A 20076-nucleotide genomic window follows, 5' to 3' on the forward strand; every position below is an offset into this window, starting at 1 on the left:
AATTCGTAAGATCCCTGGAAGACGACCAGGTTGATAGGCTCGAGGTGGAAGCGCAGCAATGCGTGCAGCTGACGAGTACTAATCGATCGAGGGCTTATCCTAAAATCCTTCTTCGGAAGGTAAGCAAATGCTAAAGCTAAGGATTCAACATTCGCATCCAGTTTTGAAGGTGCAACCTTCAAGGGTTTCTAGAACAATTTGTTCTAGCAGCCAAAAGAGATTGATCAGCACCGAGAAGGTTGAATTGGATTGAAGAAGGAGCAACGGAGTGTAGGCAAACCCTACATGAGTAGCGGACTTCGAGAGCCGGTTCAAGATTCGACGTCGAGTAAGCTCCCTGAGTTTACATCGTGATCATCAATCGTCCTATTCCCTGATAGCTCAGTTGGTAGAGCACTCGACTGTTAATCGAGTTGTCACAGGTTCGAGTCCTGTTCGGGGAGCCATTTCGCTCTCATAGCTCAGTAGGTAGAGTGCATCCATGGTAAGGATGAGGTCACCGGTTCGATCCCGGTTGAGAGCTCCAGCAAGTTCTTTTTTCTGTATGGCCCGTTGGTCAAGGGGTTAAGACACCTCCCTTTCACGGAGGTAACAGGGGTTCGAATCCCCTACGGGTCACCACTATATACTTTAATTATGGAGGCTTAGCTCAGCTGGGAGAGCATCTGCCTTACAAGCAGAGGGTCGGCGGTTCGATCCCGTCAGCCTCCACCATAATTGTTGGGGATTAGCCAAGCGGTAAGGCAACGGACTTTGACTCCGTCATTCCAAGGTTCGATCCCTTGATCCCCAGCCATTTGAGAGCCATTAGCTCAGTTGGTAGAGCACCTGACTTTTAATCAGGGTGTCGTAGGTTCGAGTCCTACATGGCTCACTTTGTATCATGCGCGTATGGCGGAATTGGCAGACGCACTGGATTTAGGTTCCAGCGGGCGACCGTGGGGGTTCAAGTCCCTCTACGCGCACCATACTTAACTGATCAAGCTCTTGAGAATGCAAATTCTCAAGAGCTTTTTTGTTTTCTTCATTAAGTTTCTACTATATTAATAGTTAGTGACGGCAATCGTTGGTCTTTGGTTAGAGCTAATGATCATACATGTACGGCCAAGAATGATGTGCTGCCTTGTTTGAGTGGTAGGCGAAGATATGAAAGCCCTTGTGAAGGTGACTGGAGATCTGCAGCATTCTGATACGGTAGGGAGGCGTACGCGTCAAGAAGGGCTGTGTGGCACAGTGACACGATTGGTGGAGCTAGAAGGATCTTACCGTGCTTCAAGGCCGCTTTACATGCGCGAATAGCGATCGGAGCTGTCATAGCAGCTTCATAAGCCAGATACATAGGCATTAGTCCGTAAACGAGGGAATAGGATCGAGATGATGGGTGTGTAATCGTATTGCTTGTTTCGAAGGAGGGAGGGCTTATTTTGTTTCAAAGCTGTGACAAAAATGAAGAAGGATGATGCTTAGATGAAGAAATGATTGACTAAGCGGATGATAACGATTATCATTATTTTATAGTGATAATCGTTATCAATGCATGAGTGAGCCTTTGCAGCTTTATGGTTCCGAATGCGTACTGGATGTCCGCATCAGGAACAGATGAGCGGCAGCATAAAGGAGTGAACGATCGATGGAACGACTGACAACATCGCAATTGAATATTTCTTATGATGATCGTATGATCGTGAATAATTTAAATATCGCAATTCCAGAAGGCAAGATTACTGCACTGGTCGGTTCTAACGGTTCAGGCAAGTCTACCATTCTAAAGACGATGGCAAGAATTATGTCGCCTGCTGCAGGGCAGGTATTGCTGGACGGGAAGTCTATTCATAAACAGTCGACGAAGGATGTCGCGAAGCAGCTCGCTATTTTGCCACAGAATCCAACGGCTCCTGATGGACTGACGGTAACTGAGCTTGTTTCCTACGGTCGTTTCCCTTATCAGAAAGGTTTTGGCTCGATGTCGAAGGAGGACCGCTCTGTCGTACGCTGGGCGATCGAATCGACGGGACTGACGGAGTTCGCAGAACGTCCAGTAGATCAGTTGTCGGGTGGTCAGCGTCAACGTGCCTGGATCGCTATGGCGCTTGCTCAAGAGACCGATATTCTGTTCCTTGACGAACCAACGACATTCCTTGATATGGCTCATCAGCTTGAGGTGCTGCAATTGCTGCAGAAGCTCAATGAGGAGAACAACCGGACGATCGTTATGGTCGTACACGATCTTAACCATGCATCCCGCTATGCACATCATATGATCGCTATTAATAAAGGTACAGTAATGGGCGAGGGGTCGCCTACTGAAGTTATGACACCAGAAATTTTCCGCGATGTATTCAATATCGAGGCGGATATTGTGTATGATCCACGTTCTGGCGTACCACTTTGTTTGCCACACGCGTTGATCACGAAGTATTCTACGACGACTGCTGTTATTGAGCAACGTGAAGCAGCCGCAGTTTAAGCGACTTACATAAGCCGTTTTCCGTGACGTATTCAATCGCGGGAACCGGCTTTTTTGTTAGCTATTCATCGTTGTAAACACGCTTAGATATCAGCAATTTCCTCCGCATTTCAAAATTGTTTAAAGTTTTTTCGTAAAAGGAGTTGCGCTTGCTCGTAATATCTGTTATATTATTTCTTGTCGCCGCTGATGAATGTCAACGACGAAATGATTTGCGGAAGTGGCTCAGCGGTAGAGCATCGCCTTGCCAAGGCGAGGGTCGCGGGTTCGATTCCCGTCTTCCGCTCCATAATATGTGCCCTTAGCTCAGCTGGATAGAGCGTTTGACTACGAATCAAAAGGTCAGGAGTTCGAATCTCTTAGGGCACGTTTTCTCGGGATGTAGCTCAGCTTGGTAGAGCACCTGGTTTGGGACCAGGGGGTCGCATGTTCAAATCGTGTCATCCCGACCAGTTATTTTTGCGGGTGTAGTTCAATGGTAGAACTTCAGCCTTCCAAGCTGATAGCGTGGGTTCGATTCCCATCACCCGCTCCAAATTCGGTTAAACCGATGAACCTGAACAAGGTTTATTTTTTTCTCAGGCTCGACTTGAGGAATTATATGCGGAAGTGGCTCAGCGGTAGAGCATCGCCTTGCCAAGGCGAGGGTCGCGGGTTCGATTCCCGTCTTCCGCTCCATATCGGCTAAACCGATAAACCTGCGAAGGTTTATTTTTTTTCTTAGGCCTGGCTTGAGAAATCATGTGCGGAAGTGGCTCAGCGGTAGAGCATCGCCTTGCCAAGGCGAGGGTCGCGGGTTCGATTCCCGTCTTCCGCTCCATAATGTGTGCCCTTAGCTCAGCTGGATAGAGCGTTTGACTACGAATCAAAAGGTCAGGAGTTCGAATCTCTTAGGGCACGTTTTCTCGGGATGTAGCTCAGCTTGGTAGAGCACCTGGTTTGGGACCAGGGGGTCGCATGTTCAAATCGTGTCATCCCGACCAGTTATTTTGTACAAGTATTGTTCGATTGTGTGCCCTTAGCTCAGCTGGATAGAGCGTTTGACTACGAATCAAAAGGTCAGGAGTTCGAATCTCTTAGGGCACGCCATCTTGTACATCAAATGAATAATCGACTCCTCATCATAATGGATGGGGAGTTTTTTTGCATTATGGCCTCCTGATAATGGGAATGTGACAGAATCATGTCCCAACACTTCAATACGTCACCGTTTTGTAGTATGATGAAAAAAGTGTATCGAAGCGAGCACCGCTTATCGGGCAGGATCGCAAGAAAAAAGGAAAGCTTACAGATAAGAGAGCACCGCAGCGTAGAGCCGACTGCTGAGTACGGCAGCGTACGGCGCGATCTGAAGGAGGAACAGTATGTCTGAGCAGACTGCAACGAGTGTCTCTGCGAGCAAAGCGAATAACGCGAACCAATTGCTGCGCCGTGACGTTCGTTTTCTAGGCAACATTTTGGGAGAAGTACTCGTCCACCAAGGCGGCAAAGAGTTGCTTGAGGTTGTCGAGAATATCCGCGAGATGAGTAAATCGCTTCGTGCGGAGTACAATCCGGAGCTGTACAGCGAGTTTAAGGCCGCTATCACGTCCTTGACTCCGGACAACCGCCATCAAGTGATTCGTGCATTCGCACTCTATTTCCAACTCGTCAACATCGCTGAGCAGAACCACCGTATTCGCCGTAAACGCGATTATGAACGTTCTGCTGGTGAAAGTGTACAGCCAGGCTCGATTGAGGACGCTGTACAAGTATTGAAGGATCGCAACATTGCGATTGAAGACGTGAAGGAAATGCTGAGCGGCATTTCGCTCGAGCTCGTAATGACTGCACATCCAACGGAAGCAACGCGTCGTGCGGTTCTCGATATTCATAAACGGATTGCGCTTGATGTCATGCAGCTGGACAACCCTACGCTGACGCACCGTGAACGCGAGAAGCTTCGCGAGAAGCTGCTTAACGAAGTATTCACGCTGTGGCAGACGGACGAGCTGCGCGGCCGCAAGCCGACAGTAATCGACGAGGTGCGTAACGGCCTGTTCTTCTTCGAGGAGACGTTGTTCGAGGCGCTTCCTAACGTATATGAAGAGCTGGAACGCTGCTTGACGAAATACTATCCAGAGGAAGACTGGCATGTGCCAACGTACCTGCGCTTCGGATCGTGGATTGGCGGCGACCGTGACGGTAACCCTTCGGTTAAAGCGAAGATCACGTGGGAGACGCTGACGCTCCATCGTGCGCTTGCACTAAACAAGTATACAGAGTCGCTGAAAGAACTGATGGCACTGCTGAGCTTCAGCACAAACATCGTTGAAATTACGACGGAACTGGAAGACTCCATCCGTACGGACCGTGAAACGATCGAGCTGAATTGCGTTGGCGCTTGGCGTAATGATCAAGAACCTTACCGTATTAAGGTGGCCTACATTCTTCAGAAGCTCGCGAATACGCGTGACGGTGCAGACAACCGTTATAACGGCCCGGATGAGCTGATTGAAGATCTGAAAATCATCGACCGCAGCCTGCGTCATCACTTCGCAGACTACGCGGCAGACACACATATTCGCAAGCTGATTCGCCAAGTTGAGTTGTTCGGCTTCTACATGTCGGCACTCGACATTCGTCAGCACAGCCAAGAGCATGAGAATGCAATGACGGAAGTGCTGCGCAAAATGCACGTCGTAGATAACTACGCTGCACTGTCAGAAGACGAGAAAGTTGAACTGCTCGAGAAGCTGTTGAACGATCCGCGTCCACTGACGAGCGGCCACCTGGATTACTCAGAATCGACACGCGAGTGTCTTGATGTGTATGAAACGGTATACCGTGCTCAGAAGACGTTTGGTCAGAAGTGCATCAGCAGCTACCTGATCAGTATGACAGAAGCAGCGAGCGACATGCTCGAGGTAATGGTGTTCGCGAAGGAAGTCGGTCTGTTCCGCAAAGAAGCAGACGGTACGGTTCGCTGCACGCTGCAGTCGGTTCCACTGTTCGAGACGATCGACGACCTCCATGCTGCACCTGGCATCATGAAGAAGCTGTTCTCGCTGCCGGTTTACCGCGATGCGGTTAAAGCAATGGGCGAGACGCACGAGATCATGCTCGGCTATTCGGATAGCAACAAGGACGGCGGCGTTGTAACGGCGAACTGGGAGCTGCGCGTAGCGCTTAATGACATTACAGCAGCTGCTAAGGAGTTCGGCGTGAAGCTGAAGTTCTTCCATGGACGCGGCGGCGCACTCGGACGCGGCGGTATGCCTCTGAACCGCAGTATTCTTGCACAGCCTCCTCACACGGTTGGCGGCGGCATCAAGATTACGGAACAAGGTGAAGTACTGTCTTCCCGTTATGGCATGCCTGATATCGCATACCGCAGCTTGGAACAAGCAACGTGGGCGCTTATTACGGCAGCACGTCTGGCGAAATATCCAGAGCAAATGCCGAAGCAGAACGACGAATGGAATGAAATTGCTCGCTCCATCTCGGAGACGGCGCTTAACAAATACCAAGATCTGATCTTCCGCGATCCTGACTTCATGACGTTCTTTAAGGAGTCGACTCCGCTTGCTGAGGTTGGCGAGCTGAACATCGGTTCCCGTCCGTCGAAGCGTAAGAACAGCGACCGGTTCGAGGATCTGCGTGCAATTCCATGGGTATTCGCATGGACGCAAAGCCGTTACCTGCTGCCAGCATGGTACGCTTCAGGTTATGCGCTTGAGCAGTATGTACAAGGCGACAGCGGTCGGATGCAAAATCTGCGTGATATGTACGCAAGCTTCCCGTTCTTCCGTTCGCTTATCGACAACCTGCAGATGGCACTGGCGAAAGCGGACTTGCTCATTGCGCGTGAATACGCAGGCATGATCAAGGATGCGACGATTCGCGACCGTATTTTCGGTCAAGTGGAAGAAGAGCATGCACGGACACTGCGTATGCTTCTTGATATTACGGGTCAGTCGGAAATTCTCGACAATGTACCAGTCATTCAAGAATCGATTCGTCTCCGCAACCCATACGTTGATCCGCTCAGCTACCTGCAAGTGCAACTGCTGACGGAGCTGCGTTCGATCCCGGATGACAGCAGCGACGCTGTCCTGCTCCGTGAAGTGCTGCTTACGATCAACGGCATTGCAGCGGGACTTCGGAATACGGGCTGATTGGCTGATCTATAGGCGATCGATTAAGTCATGATGGACGAGGTCGATGTGAAAAAGGCTGGGCTTGGCGGCAATGGACCGCTTGGCCCGGCCTTTTGTGCTATTTTATATAGTGTGATATTGGAATGAATAAGAGGGGATTAATACAAACATGAGGATGTCGGGCTATGGCCTCGCCGTACTGCTTGTACTGCTGGGTGCTTCAAGCTACGGAATGCTGTCGCCCATCGTGAAATTGACTTATGGTGCATCGTATACCTTCGAACAAATTACGGTTCATCAAGTCGGAATGGGAGCACTCCTATTATGGATAATGGTACTGTTCCGTAAGGGGATATGGTCTAATCCGCTGCGCGGACCGTGGGTGAAGCTTGGATCGATCGGCGTATTCGGGATGGCAATGACGACGATCATGTACAATCAGGCGCTGGAAAGAATTGATGCTTCGCTTGCAATCGTCTTGCTTTTTCAGTTTACGTGGATTACGATTTTGATAGACAGCATATGGAATCGGAAATGGCCAAACCGATGGAACTGGATTGCGATTATTATCGTACTTGCAGGAACGGTACTTGCTGTTGGGCTGTTACAGTCAGGAATCGAACGATTAGACCGGGTCGGTGCCGTGTTCGGGTTGTTATCGGCGGTTTCGTACAGCTTGTTCTTGTGGCTAATGGGCAGAGTAAAGTTCAGCGGCCATCCTGTTATGCAGTCAGCAATCGTTACGACTGCTGCCTTCTTGCTTATTGTGCTGTTGTACGGTTGGCATGCTGGCGCAGGGGAACGAGAATGGCAGATGGCTGGAATCGGCCTTGTGCTGGGAACGCTAGGACAGGTCGTTCCGACGGTACTATTTGCAATAGGGATCCCTAGAATCGGGAGCAGTCTCGCTTCAATGCTTGGTTCGATGGAACTGCCTGTAGCGGCAATCTTCGCTTGGCTGATTGCGGGTGAGCAGCTCAGCTTATGGCAAGTGGCAGGGATCGTACTTATTCTATGCGGGATTATTGTGGCCGAGCGGCGTTCCGGGAAACGATTAGAGGAGACGTCACGTCTGGAGGAATAATAGTTGCTATCTGTGGAAGCAAGGTTAGTCAAGCGGGCGCTTAAAGGTGATCAACAGGCGTTCGCCGACATCGTGGACCTATATCAGGACAAGCTTTATCATATGGCGTATCGGATGCTTTACAATCGGCAGGAAGCAGAGGACGTCGTGCAGGATACGTTTCTGCGCGTCTATCGGAATCTGGACCGTTACGATGATTCGATGAAATTCTCAACGTGGATTTATCGGATTGCGACGAATCTATGTATCGATCGGCTGCGGCGCAGACGACCGACCTATTCGCTGGATGCGGAGTCAACCGACCATGAAGGATTGGACGGCTATTCTGTAATGCCTAGCGACGACCGTACACCGGAGTCGGAGATTGTGTTATCGGAGACGCAGCGCATTATTAGGCAGGCCGTTGAGAACCTTCCTGCCAAGTACAAGACGGTTATGGTGCTGCGTTACTTGCAGGACATGTCCTTGCAGGAGATTAGCGACGTGATGGACATGCCGGTCACGACGATCAAGACAAGGGTACATAGAGGCAGGGAGTTTCTTCGCAAGCGGCTGGAGCACAAATTATAGAGGGGGTTCAAAAAGTCCGCTTTTGATCACGAGTCATCACAAGAAGTGAATCCGGCATCGAATCTTGGATGAAGCTGTGACCTCCGGTTCTCACGTAGCACAACACTTACGCTCCGATCCTCATTCCCTGCTTAATCCAACCTTCTCGGTGCTGAAAACCGATCTTTTTGAACTTGCATTTAAAGCATGTTAATAATTGGGACCGTATTTGTTAAAGGATGTGAAACGTGGCGAACGCTCGCTGCGTATGTGTATAGTATCATCTATCTGATGTTCAAGCATGAAGCGGAAAGGAATGGCTGCTATGAATTGCAACGTCGCCATCGTATGGATGCACGATTATTTGGACGGCGAATTGCCACCACAAGATATACGTGAGCTGAAAACGCATTTGCTGGCATGTCCGGACTGCCGCGCCAGATTCGATGAACTGGAACGAACGGAGTCTCTGCTGACAACTGTAATGCGCTCACCTAGCCCAATTACAACGTCGCAATCTGCGGCGCTTAATGAGCGGATCAAATCCGTTCTTCCGAAACAGCGCAAACAGACAGCCTGGTTCCGATGGGTGCGCAATCATCCAGCGGTATCGGTTGCTGCTGTGTTCTGCTTCGTCATGCTGTCCAGCTTCCTCTCGATGTGGCATCAAGATGGTCAGCTAGTCGTCAAGGGCGAGGACTTGCAGCATGTTATCATTGAGGGCAATAAGGTCATTGTACCTGCGGGAGCTAAGGTGAACGGAAGCCTGACGATCGAGAACGGAACAGCCGACGTACAAGGTGATGTGGAAGGCAATGTGACGGTAATTGATGGCAAGCTGCAGCTTGCTTCGACGGCGCATATTGCCGGTTCCAGCCGGACGATTGATCGGGCGCTGGACTGGTTCTGGTACAAGGTAACGGAAACAGTAACCGACATGACGCATTAAGGTATCCATTGTAAAGTGTCTTCCGATATGTCGGAGACACTTTTTTTGTTTCGCGAGCAGGATTTGCATCCACGTTTCTAGAAAATAATAAGGTTGGGAATGACGCCTCTTGTTTACATATACATATGGCGTGTTTTTATAAGTTACCGGACACAAGGCCGATGATATAAATAAACGCCCAATAGTGCGTATTCAAAAAGTACTTCGGACTTTTTGAATGACCTCTAATAGTGGCTGTTCGTGCCAATCCATTGTGTCAACAGGGTATCGACTGGGTAATTGTCGTTTGGGGGCCTGCATAACGATGAATTATTTTAATGATTTGAGTTGGTCTAACGGCATTAAAGATGTCATAGACATTGCTGTCGTAAGCTACATCATATATAAGCTCATTCTGCTCGTGCGCGGTACGCGCGCTGTTCAACTGCTGAAAGGGATTCTCGTATTGGTCGCAACTTGGGCACTCAGTACGTGGCTTAATCTTGGTACGTTGAAATGGCTGATGAACCAAATGTTCACGTTTGGTGTCGTGAGTGTGCTTATTATTTTCCAACCGGAGCTGCGACGTGCGTTGGAGCAGCTTGGTCGCGGTAAATTGTTCGGGCGATCACCCGGCTTGGAGCGGGACCAAATTAACGAGCGGATTTCGGAAATTATTAAAGCCGTTAATTTCATGGCGAAGCGCAATATCGGTGCGCTGATCGTATTCGAGCGAGAATCGGGACTGAATGAATACATTGAGTCGGGTATTGGGATGGAATCACGAATCAGCTCGGAGCTGATTGTAAATATTTTCACACCTAATACACCTCTCCATGATGGTGCAGTCATTGTGCGCGGCAATCAGATTATGGCTGCTGCTTGCTATCTGCCGCTATCGGAGAACCCGTTCATTAGTAAAGAGCTCGGAACGCGCCATAGGGCGGCGATCGGTGTAAGCGAAGTGTGTGATGCAGTGTCCATCGTCGTCTCAGAGGAGACGGGACAGGTATCATTGTGCCTTAATGGCATGATTGTGCGTGATATTAAGGAGGAATCGCTCATCTCGAAGCTGTTCGAGGAGCTGATGCCAACAAGCGCACAGGCGGAGAAGGCTAAAACCTCGTTCTGGCGGCGGAAGGGGGATAAGCAGAATGGATAAATATCTAGCTCATCCAACCGCGCTCAAAATATTGTCTGTCGTCGTGGCGCTGCTGCTGTGGGCGGTTGTACATTTTGATCCAGAGTCGAATCCGAATTCGAATGTGTCAACCGCCGTCACGCATGTTATCGATACCGTCAAAATCAAGACAATCGGGCTCGATGAGAAAACGCGTGCGCTAAGGTCGATCGAACCTGGTACGGTTAAGCTCATCGTCAGCGGCTCGAGAACGCGGCTTGCAACAGCCGAGCCTGACGACTATGTCGTCTCTGCGAATCTATCGCGTGCGCCGGATGGACGAAGCGAGGTTCAGTTATCGGTCGAACTTCCTAAGGGAGTCGAGCTCGTTCAGATGACGCCAAATCGCGCTTTCGTCAATATCGTACCGATGCAGACGAAAGAATTCGAGGTACAGGTTATTTCCGAAGGACAGCCAGCTAACGGCTACAAGGTTGGCGAGCCGATCATTAAGCCGAACAATCGCGTACACGTCACTTTACCAGAAGATGAATTGGCTGACGTAGGCGCTGTTGCGGTCAAAGTGAATGTGAATGAAGAAGAAGAGACGGTCAGCGAGAAGAAAGCTCGTGTGGTCGTTTACGATAATGACGGGAACGAGATGAAGGATGCTGTTGTAAGTCCTAGTGTCGTTGAAGTAGAAGTGCCGATTACGAAGCCGTACAAGACGCTTCCGCTGCAGATCGGCTTCTCGGGTGCCCTGCCTAATGGGTTGAGCGTCGCGAAGGTAACGCCTTCTGTGCAGCAAGTGACGGTGTATGGTCCACAGGATGTGCTGGACAAGCTTGATTATTTTGATGGTGTGACCGTTGATTTGACCAAGGTGACACAGTCGGGCTCTTTCACGTATGCTATTGAACCGATGGCGGGTGTCGCCAGCATTGATCCGACGAAGATAACCGTAACGATCGATGTAGAACCAACGAGTGAGCGGGTGATCGAGCAGGTGCCGATTACGCTGAACAGCCTTGCTGAGGGGATGACGGCTAAAGTGCTAACACCAGCTAACAATGCGATAGATATCGTTGTTACAGGTGCGCCTTCCTTGTTAAATACGCTCCAACAAGCAGATATACAAGCTGTTGCGAAGCTGGAGTCGTTAGGCGTGGGTCAGCATGAGGTTCAGCTTGATGTCCATCTTCCGAGCTATCTGCATGTGTATACGCCATATAAAGCAGTGATCGATATTTCAGATAGTAAGGCGGCGAGTACGAAGCCTGATGCATCAGTGGATAAAGGCAAGACGGATGCTGGTGCAGAAGGCGACAAACAAGCTGATACAACTGGAACGACAGATACGTCATCGCCTCCTTCCGAAGCGGGAGACAAGGGAGCGGGCGATGGCGCTGCTTCAGGTGCCGATACTGGCATTGGTTCTGGTTCTGGTGACAGCAGCCACAGCGATGCAGGCGTTCCTACGGACAATCCAACGAGTACAGGCACAGATGCCGGTTCGGTTCGATTATGGTCCAACGTGAAGAGCCAAGCTAACGATTAAGGCTGCTGCGATGATTGTGGGAGAGGGAAGTATTGGGGTAGAGGTTGACATTATTAGATACTGAAGGGGATCAGACAGTCATGGGTAAATACTTTGGAACAGACGGCGTACGTGGTGTAGCGAATCAGGAGCTTACGCCCGAACTTGCTTATAAAATTGGCCGTTGCGGCGGTTATGTATTAACAGGTCAGGCAGATAAGCCGACAATCGTTATTGGTTTGGACACACGTATTTCGGGTCCAATGCTGGAGGCTTCGCTTATCGCAGGATTGCTGTCGATTGGCGCTAGTGTTATTCGTCTTGGTGTCGTCTCGACACCGGCAGTTGCTTACCTGACGCGCGAGTTGAAGGCTGACGCTGGCGTTATGATTTCGGCATCGCATAATCCGGTAGCTGATAACGGCATTAAGTTCTTTGGCGGCGATGGCTACAAGCTGTCGGACGACACGGAGCTCGAAATCGAGCGCCTGATGGATGCAGAGGTAGATGAGCTGCCACGTCCAATCGGCGGGGATATCGGTACGGTGACAGTAGATGAAACGGCGAAGTTCCGTTACCTTGAATATTTGAAGACAACGATCAACAGCTCGTTCGCCAGCGTAAAGGTCGTTCTTGACTGCGCGCATGGCTCTGCCTATGAGCTCGCTCCGCGTGTATTCCGCGAGCTTGGCGCAGAAGTGATTACGGTTGGCGCAGAACCGAACGGACGCAACATCAATGAAGGCGTTGGATCGACTCACCCTGAGTATCTTCGTGAGCAAGTGCTGAAACATGGCGCACAACTGGGCTTGTCGTTTGACGGCGACGCAGACCGTCTCATTGCAATCGACGAGAAGGGCGAAGAAGTCGACGGCGATTACATTTTGTGCATTTGCGGCGATGCTATGCGTCGCGAAGGCAAACTGAACGGCGACACGATCGTAACGACGGTTATGGCAAATATCGGCTTCTTCAAAGCGACTGAGAAGTTGGGTTTGAACACGGCACAGACGGCGGTAGGCGACCGTTATGTCATGGAAGAAATGCGCCGCGGCGGTTTTAATCTCGGTGGCGAACAGTCCGGCCACGTTATTTTCCTCGACTACAACACGACAGGCGACGGCATTCTGACGGCTATGCAGCTGGTCAACACGCTGGTTCAATCGGGCAAACCGCTGAGCGAGCTGAAAGGCCTCATGCGCAAATATCCGCAGGTGCTCGTGAACGTTCGTGTAGCAGATAAATCGCAATACAAGGACAATGCTGCAATCCAAGCAGCCGTCAGCGAAGTTGAAGCTGAACTCGGCGACAATGGCCGCGTTCTGGTGCGTCCATCGGGTACGGAATCGCTGATCCGCGTTATGGCGGAAGGCCCAGACAAGGACCTGGTCGAAGCGTATGTTAACCGTATCGTGGATGTGGTGAGAACGGAGCTTGGATAAGTAGAAAAAGCACAGTGTGCACTGAAAGCAAAGCTGAATGAACAAAAAAATCCAGGACGCCACCGCACACTCCGATCAAACGCGGCACCGCGCCTCCCGTTGTATGAGTGTTCCTATGATTATATTGGTCGGTTGGAACACTCATACAAAAGTCGGACGTAAACTCAGGGAGGGAACGCGAACCGTTCACTACGAGCAAACACGGCACTGCGCCTCCCGTTGTATAGATGTTCCCTTGATTAAATTAAGTGGGTAGGAACATCTATACAAAAGTCGGACGTAAACTCGCTGTACCGTTGTTTGCTCTCCGTGCACTCCCGCGTTCTATAGGGATGGATTAGTGGTCGGCTCCCGTACCTGAGCCGACGACCAAGCAAGGGATGAATAGTCAATGCGACTGTTCATCCCTTGCTGTTTGTTGAACAGGCTGTGCCCAATAATGTCGGCTTTCCAATGGGAAGCCGGCATATATTATTTATGGGGTGAAACATGGGGAGGTGTTAGCTGTATAAGATGTGTGGGTAATACAATGTAGGGCAATGAAATCTGCCTAAGAAGCGTTGTTATTGTTCACAACATTAGATCACGTCCTATAAGGACGGAACGTTGAGTGCACGAACGTAAAGCGTGTCCCGCAGGGACGAAAGCGGCTTGTAGCAGAAGCTGGTGCACGAAGCGTCGAGTTGGATGCAGACGAAGAGGGCGTATCTAGGCTCGATGAAAGTAAAGCGTGTCCCGTAGGGAAGACAAGCGGGCATAAGTTCAAAAGTATCAAAGCAAGTCCTTTGGGAGTCCAGAGGTAAAGGGTTCCGTAAGGAACCAACATCGGGAGCATAAACTTAGTCCTTTGGAGCCCTCCCTGGCGAGGGAGAGTTTGGGTGGGTCGCTAATGGGTGGGTCGAAAATTATTGTTGCAGAAACAGTCGAATCTGAATATGATAGACTGTATGATTCCAGAAATGAAAGCGAGGGTCGAGGTTTTCATAAGCAATATAAGCGCCAGAGCTTGCGAATGGAGAGCTGCTGCAGATTTTTCCCACGGTGGGAAGAGCGGCTATGCAAGCTGACGAGGTGGAGGCGTTCGGATTTATCGGCGGGGACCTCCCGGTAGTGCATTCATACCGTAAGCCAACATGCAAAACGATCGGGTGACCGGTCGGCCAAACATGCGGCGGAATGAGCGATCATAGAATCGCATTTTATAGACTAGCCTATATCCTTCGTTGACGAATGATGGAGCATTCGATGGATGAAGAAGACAGGTTAGCAGAATAGTTGAGCAAGCCAAGAAGCCCTAGAGTCCACGATTCCGCTAACGCGGTTACGTGGGCAGGAGGGAAACAACACTGCACACGTGTGCTGCGCATTGACGGAATCCGTGAGGTTGCTAGAGCAAATCGAACTTAACGGAGGTCAACATATAATGTGTGGTATTGTGGGATATATCGGTAATCGCGATTCGCAGGAGATTTTGATCGAGGGCTTGAAGAAGCTGGAGTACCGCGGATATGATTCCGCCGGCATCGCTGTATTCACGGGAAGCGGCCTTGAAATTCGTAAGTCGAAGGGTCGTCTGGCAGTGCTGGAAGGACAGCTGAAGGAAGAGCCGCTCGCAGGCTCTGTCGGCATTGGTCATACGCGTTGGGCAACTCACGGCAAGCCTTCGGATGTGAATTCGCATCCCCACACGGACAACTCGGCGAAGTTTTCGGTCGTTCATAACGGCATTGTCGAAAACTACTTGGACTTGAAAGAAGAACTGACTGCAGCCGGGCATAATTTCGTGTCGGAGACGGATACAGAGGTTATTGCGCATCTGGTTGCAGATGAGTATAAAGGAAACATCGTTGAAGCGGTTCAACGTGCGGTTAAACGGATGCGCGGCGCGTTCGCACTGGGCGTTCTGACAGAATATGAGCCAGAGAAGCTGGTTGCGGTTCGTTTTGCGAGTCCGCTCGTCATTGGTGTCGGTGAAGGCGAGAACTTTATCGGTTCCGACATTCCGGCGATCTTGGAGCATACGCGGAATGTGTATATTTTGAACGACGGTGAAATGGCTGTTCTGACACGTGAAGGTGTCGAACTGATGACGACCGAAGGCGAATTTATTTCCAAGGAAATATTTCATGTCGATTGGGACCTCGTCACGGCGGAGAAAGCCGGATTCGATCACTTTATGCTGAAGGAGATCCACGAGCAGCCGAAGGCATACCGTGACACGATGCGCGGACGCGTGTCGGATGATGGCCTGTCGGTAACGCTGGGCGAAATCGGCATGTCGGATGAACAGATCAAAGGCATCCGCAAAGTGCAAATCGTTGCTTGCGGTACGGCATACCATGCAGGTCTTGTCGGCAAAACGATCATCGAGCGCCTGGCGCGTATTCCAGTTGAGACGGATGTCGCTTCGGAATATCGCTATCGTTCCCCAATTATTACGCCGGATACGCTTGTTATCGTCGTCAGCCAATCGGGTGAAACGGCAGATACGCTCGCAGCACTGCGTGAAGCACAGCGTAATGGCGCACGCGTACTGGCGATCACGAACGTGGTCGGAAGCTCGGTAGCTCGTGAAGCAGACCATGTGCTCATTACATGGGCAGGTCCAGAGATCGCAGTAGCATCGACGAAGGCTTATACGTCCCAGTTGATTGCGTTCTATCTGTTCGGCATCTACCTGGCACAGACGCTGGGTACGGTAGAGCAAGCTGCAGTAACCGAACTGCTCGCGGCAATGAACCAATTGCCTGAGCAAGTGGAATCCGTACTGGAGCAATCCGCGGTACTGAAGCAAGTGGCTGAATCGATCGCTAAGCATAAAAACCTGTTCTTCATCGGCCGTGGTGTCGACTATGCAGTCGCACAAGAAGGCTCGTTGAAGCTCAAAGAGATTTCGTACATCCACTCCGAGGCTTATGCTGCAGGTGAACTGAAGCATGGTACACTGGCGCTGATCGAAGACGGCATTCCAGTTATCGCGCTCGTAACGCAGGAGGAGCTGTACGAGAAGACGCTTAGCAACATTAAGGAAGTAAAAGCACGCGGCGCGCATGTACTTGGAATAGCGAATGCGGGAAGCGAAGTAGAGGTAGGCAAATCGGTCGACGAGCTCTTCGCGATTCCGAAGACGCTGCCGCTGCTGTCGCCAGCTATCTCGGTTATTCCGCTGCAGCTGATCTCGTACTACGCATCGCTCGCAGTAGGTAACGACGTGGATAAACCACGTAACCTTGCGAAGAGCGTAACTGTAGAGTAATATAAACAACCAGAACAGTCCCGATGATGCCAGATAAGGTCATCGGGACTTTTGTGTGCTAATACAAAGAAAGGTGATGCTGTATTCATGTGTAAGCTTGTAATAAGCAGTTTGTGGCAACCTAACAGGACGAAACGACGAGGTGGCGAACGATGAAACTACCGCAGTCTTGGGTGAAACGTCTCGTACATATTACACCGAATATCGTCATTGTAATCTCAACCATCTCTCTCTCCATGAACATGGCCAATTCTGTCAGCACCTCTCGTGGCCTCGTCAGTGTCCTTGCCTTCGCCGTATTCATCTTCGCCGCATTGCTCGTCAAGAAGATCCCGCTCAAGTATGTATTCGCCTCAATCGCCTTTCTCGGATTCTATATTGCATTACAGGAACTATCATTCGATGGGTTAATCAGTGTTATGTATCTAACGCTTGTTCTTCTCGCATTCCTTTTGCCCTCGCCTCTTCCAACATTCCTTGCAGCAACCTACTATATCTACTACATGCCATCTTTCTCGCCTGAAGTGCCAATGGAGATGATACGCAACATGCTCATTGGCGTTATCATAAACACCATTCTTTACTCACTGCTAGCCTTCTATTTCCGTAACTTGAAGCGGGAGAACGAGATCAACTTGGAATTGAATGTACAGCTTAATGATGCTTTCAATAAGCTTGAGTATAGAGCCTATCACGACATGCTCACCCAACTGCCAAACCGTGATAGCCTCAAAAAACAAATGGAGGAGCAATTATTCTCGGATGCACCGTTGGCTGTCTTATTCATCGACCTTGACCACTTCAAGAATGTCAATGATATGATGGGTCACAATGCGGGGGACCGTATGCTGTTGGAAGTTACCGATCACCTAAAACGCACAATTGGCCAGAACAATTTTATTGCCCGATATGCAGGGGACGAGTTCGTGCTGCTATGTCCATTTGAGCGGGTGGAGCAGGTCGAACAGCTTGCGAAGCAGATCATTCACTCCTTCCGTACACCGTTTCAGATCGATCAGAAGCCGATCTATACGACGCCAAGTATCGGCATTAGCCTGTATCCCGCTGACTCGCTGGATGCCGATACATTGATTCAATATGCAGACAAGGCAATGTACGAGGTAAAAAGCAGCGAGAAGAATGGCTATCGATTCTTCTCCGCTATTGCGAGCGAGGAGCTGCTGCGACAAGTGAAGCTGGAGAACGATCTCCGATGCGCGCTCATCAAGCAGGAGTTCGCGATTTATTATCAGCCATTGGTGGAGATGAGTACGGGGAGAATACGGGGCGTGGAGGCGTTGTTACGCTGGACCCACTCAGAGCTTGGAGCCATTTCGCCAGCCGAATTCATCCCGTTGGCTGAACAGACCGGCGTCATCGTCGATTTGGGCGAATGGGTGCTCGAGGAGGCATGCAGGCAGGTGAAAAGTTGGCAGCGAGCCGGTAGACCTGACCTGACACTGGCCGTCAACATCTCAATCCGCCAGTTCAAGTCGGATGGATTTGCATCAAAGGTGTTACAAATCGTGGAGAATACAGACTTCAATCCTGAACTGCTGGAGCTTGAAGTGACGGAAAGCATGATGCAGAACATGCACGAATCGATTGTAATTCTTGACGAGCTTAAGCGCCAAGGCGTGAAAATTTCGATCGATGATTTTGGAACAGGATATTCTTCGCTCAGCGTGCTGCGTCAACTGCCGGTTGATACGCTGAAAATCGATCGATCGTTCACGAAGGAATTGATGACGGAGAGCTCAGCCGCGTCGATCGTAAAGCTAATTATCGATATCGGTCACAACTTGAACCTGAAGATCATCTGCGAAGGTATCGAGAAACCGCAGGAGATTGGGATACTTCGGGAATACGGCTGCGAGATCGGACAAGGGTATTATTATTACCGCCCTTCTCCTTCAGAAGAGATCGGGCTGCTGCTGCATAGCGCGAGACCCGTCTGAGCGGAGAGGGCATATAATAAATATAGTCGGATATAGAAAAAACGCTTCTAGTACCGCACGCGGATTATATGGTTATCGTGGCGCCGATAAATAGAAGCCTTTACGAGGCAATTCGTCAAAAGTGGACGAACAGGAGCCGGGTTTTAATTTTCCTGAGGACGTCGGATTGTCGGTGTCCGATGATCTAGCGGATCGGAAAAAGTTGTGTGGAACCGATCAACTAGAAGGGGAGCAGGGTGGAAATTTTGGCGCTCCCTTAGTTTTGTTTGATTAATTATATAGGTGACTTAATGGGCAGTAGTGAATTTTGGATAGTGGGTCTGCATAAAGGCAAAGTTATTTAGGTGGATTCGGCATTCGGGATCCATAAGCGACGAAGAAGCTGGACCTTCTTTGGTTCGGGAGGGAAGGGGTTGAGACGATTTTGCCGCGTTGAATCATAATTCCGCGGTCACTCGACTGGAGAAGCGGATTTTTACGATTAAGCCGGCATTTTTTAAACAGAATTGTTTTATAGTTTGCCAAGCGCGTAGTTCTGCCATTGAGCGAAGGCGCCTCCATGATCCATTCTGCTGTTGTCGCGGGACCGTTATAGGTAGTAACCTTTTTAAACACCCAGCCATGGGTTTTGTTGGCGAGAAGAATGCGCCATTTGTTGCTGCCAAGCTTGGTGATGCGCGCATACATCAGGTCAAACGGAGAGACTCGGAAGCGGATGCGGGTTTCGGGAGCGGGAAGTATCTCCCACCAAGCGTAATAAAGGGTTTTGCCGTTCACGTAATCATGTTCCGTGCCGGTCTGAATCAGGCTAGAATTACCGAAGCCGTCGATGCCGATCCATGCTGATGAGTACGTATTGGTTCGGCTTGGTTTAACAAGGGGAACGATCCAATATCCGGAGATATCGCGACAGGAGCCTCTCTTGGATTTGTTGAGAGCGTAGCCCGACCAGTTCCCCGATGCCCACCCTGGCGGAATTGCCGGTTTGGTCCGCACCTTTTCCCTTGATGATGGCTTAACGGGAGCGGAGCCTTTCCATACTATCCGTTTCAAAGTATCCACCGCCTTTTCTGAGTTCCCTCCATGACTATTCAGACAATAAGGAAAATGAAATAGACGAATGTCCTGATCATGCAAGGAAGTTTGCTGAATAATCCCAGCAACTGTCGGGCAATCCGAGACAGATCCTCGATCGCGGTCTCACCTTTTGAGAGCCGACTGACCTTTCATCCATGGTGACGATATTCTACCTTACGCTGCTCATCCATCATGATAATAATTGAACCGCATCCCAAGTCTCCTTTGCAGCAACAACTTGATTTGAGTAGATCTAAATGTAAAATTTTGTGCATTGAATATGCGAAGGCATGCATGTTATTATGTAATTCCGCCGCTGAAATGGCGAAAGATTACGAGATGTTAAATACTTATTTTTTCAAAAAAAAGTGTTTGACAAACGAAATCAAAACATGGTATATTCTAATTCCGGCCGAGAGAAACACGCCGGTAACGAGAAACACAATGAGAAATGATTTGTTCCTTGAAAACTGAACAATGAGCGATATGTTTTAAAGCAAGTCAGCTTTTAATGAGCTA

At 50.0% G+C, this 20076-nt stretch carries 11 protein-coding genes, 16 tRNA genes and 1 rRNA gene; 27 read left to right on the plus strand and 1 reads right to left on the minus strand.

What is annotated here, in order from left to right; all coding sequences use genetic code 11:
* From H8B09_RS30055 to H8B09_RS30190, 27 genes are all read left to right on the plus strand, one after another.
* A 23S ribosomal RNA gene (locus tag H8B09_RS30055) occupies window positions 1-102 on the plus strand; the annotation flags it as partial.
* A gap of 268 nt (window positions 103-370) precedes the next feature.
* Window positions 371-446 (plus strand) — tRNA-Asn (locus tag H8B09_RS30060).
* A gap of 4 nt (window positions 447-450) precedes the next feature.
* Window positions 451-526: transfer RNA gene (locus H8B09_RS30065), tRNA-Thr, on the plus strand.
* A gap of 20 nt (window positions 527-546) precedes the next feature.
* Window positions 547-621, plus strand: a tRNA-Glu gene (locus H8B09_RS30070).
* 17 nt (window positions 622-638) lie between these two features.
* A tRNA-Val gene (locus H8B09_RS30075) sits at window positions 639-714 on the plus strand.
* 7 nt (window positions 715-721) lie between these two features.
* Window positions 722-796, plus strand: a tRNA-Gln gene (locus H8B09_RS30080).
* 5 nt (window positions 797-801) lie between these two features.
* Window positions 802-874 (plus strand) — tRNA-Lys (locus H8B09_RS30085).
* Between the two features lie 11 nt (window positions 875-885).
* Window positions 886-968: transfer RNA gene (locus H8B09_RS30090), tRNA-Leu, on the plus strand.
* Window positions 969-1630: 662 nt separating this feature from the next.
* Window positions 1631-2467: an ABC transporter ATP-binding protein gene (locus tag H8B09_RS30095; RefSeq protein WP_191207255.1), complete on the plus strand. Its 837-nt coding sequence runs from the start codon at window positions 1631-1633 to the stop codon at window positions 2465-2467.
* Between the two features lie 214 nt (window positions 2468-2681).
* A tRNA-Gly gene (locus H8B09_RS30100) sits at window positions 2682-2756 on the plus strand.
* 6 nt (window positions 2757-2762) lie between these two features.
* A tRNA-Arg gene (locus tag H8B09_RS30105) sits at window positions 2763-2836 on the plus strand.
* Between the two features lie 6 nt (window positions 2837-2842).
* Window positions 2843-2919: transfer RNA gene (locus H8B09_RS30110), tRNA-Pro, on the plus strand.
* Window positions 2920-2928: 9 nt separating this feature from the next.
* Window positions 2929-3002 (plus strand) — tRNA-Gly (locus H8B09_RS30115).
* A gap of 68 nt (window positions 3003-3070) precedes the next feature.
* Window positions 3071-3145 (plus strand) — tRNA-Gly (locus H8B09_RS30120).
* Window positions 3146-3212: 67 nt separating this feature from the next.
* Window positions 3213-3287 (plus strand) — tRNA-Gly (locus H8B09_RS30125).
* Between the two features lie 6 nt (window positions 3288-3293).
* A tRNA-Arg gene (locus H8B09_RS30130) sits at window positions 3294-3367 on the plus strand.
* Window positions 3368-3373: 6 nt separating this feature from the next.
* Window positions 3374-3450, plus strand: a tRNA-Pro gene (locus H8B09_RS30135).
* A gap of 29 nt (window positions 3451-3479) precedes the next feature.
* A tRNA-Arg gene (locus H8B09_RS30140) sits at window positions 3480-3556 on the plus strand.
* 275 nt (window positions 3557-3831) lie between these two features.
* A complete protein-coding gene (ppc, locus tag H8B09_RS30150) occupies window positions 3832-6624 on the plus strand; it encodes a phosphoenolpyruvate carboxylase (RefSeq protein WP_191207257.1) in 2793 nt (930 codons plus the stop codon).
* A gap of 151 nt (window positions 6625-6775) precedes the next feature.
* Window positions 6776-7690 carry an EamA family transporter gene (locus tag H8B09_RS30155; RefSeq protein ID WP_191207258.1) on the plus strand — a complete coding sequence of 305 codons (915 nt, stop codon included), beginning with the start codon at window positions 6776-6778 and terminating at the stop codon, window positions 7688-7690.
* Window positions 7691-7693: 3 nt separating this feature from the next.
* Complete coding sequence (gene sigW / locus H8B09_RS30160) at window positions 7694-8260, plus strand: RNA polymerase sigma factor SigW (RefSeq protein WP_191207259.1); 567 nt, start codon at window positions 7694-7696, stop codon at window positions 8258-8260.
* Window positions 8261-8564: 304 nt separating this feature from the next.
* On the plus strand, window positions 8565-9188 hold the full coding sequence (locus H8B09_RS30165) for a zf-HC2 domain-containing protein (RefSeq protein ID WP_191207265.1): 624 nt from the start codon (window positions 8565-8567) through the stop codon (window positions 9186-9188).
* 304 nt (window positions 9189-9492) lie between these two features.
* Window positions 9493-10329, plus strand: a complete 837-nt coding sequence (gene cdaA, locus H8B09_RS30170) for a diadenylate cyclase CdaA (protein WP_191207260.1) — start codon at window positions 9493-9495, stop codon at window positions 10327-10329.
* Window positions 10322-11845: a CdaR family protein gene (locus tag H8B09_RS30175; RefSeq protein ID WP_191207261.1), complete on the plus strand. Its 1524-nt coding sequence runs from the start codon at window positions 10322-10324 to the stop codon at window positions 11843-11845. Before cdaA ends, H8B09_RS30175 begins: the two co-directional genes overlap by 8 nt.
* Window positions 11846-11925: 80 nt before the next feature.
* On the plus strand, window positions 11926-13266 hold the full coding sequence (gene glmM, locus H8B09_RS30180; protein WP_191207262.1) for a phosphoglucosamine mutase: 1341 nt from the start codon (window positions 11926-11928) through the stop codon (window positions 13264-13266).
* A gap of 1423 nt (window positions 13267-14689) precedes the next feature.
* Complete coding sequence (glmS, locus tag H8B09_RS30185) at window positions 14690-16522, plus strand: glutamine--fructose-6-phosphate transaminase (isomerizing) (protein ID WP_191207263.1); 1833 nt, start codon at window positions 14690-14692, stop codon at window positions 16520-16522.
* Between the two features lie 152 nt (window positions 16523-16674).
* Window positions 16675-18480: a putative bifunctional diguanylate cyclase/phosphodiesterase gene (locus H8B09_RS30190; RefSeq protein ID WP_191207264.1), complete on the plus strand. Its 1806-nt coding sequence runs from the start codon at window positions 16675-16677 to the stop codon at window positions 18478-18480.
* 336 nt (window positions 18481-18816) lie between these two features.
* Here the strand turns inward: H8B09_RS30190 and H8B09_RS30195 are convergent, their stop codons facing one another.
* Window positions 18817-19533, minus strand: coding sequence for a G1 family glutamic endopeptidase (locus H8B09_RS30195; protein ID WP_224754140.1), 717 nt, complete (start codon window positions 19531-19533; stop codon window positions 18817-18819).
* Window positions 19534-20076: the final 543 nt, after the last annotated feature.

It is taken from the genome of Paenibacillus terricola (assembly GCF_014779765.1).
Lineage (GTDB): Bacteria > Bacillota > Bacilli > Paenibacillales > Paenibacillaceae > Paenibacillus_T > Paenibacillus_T terricola.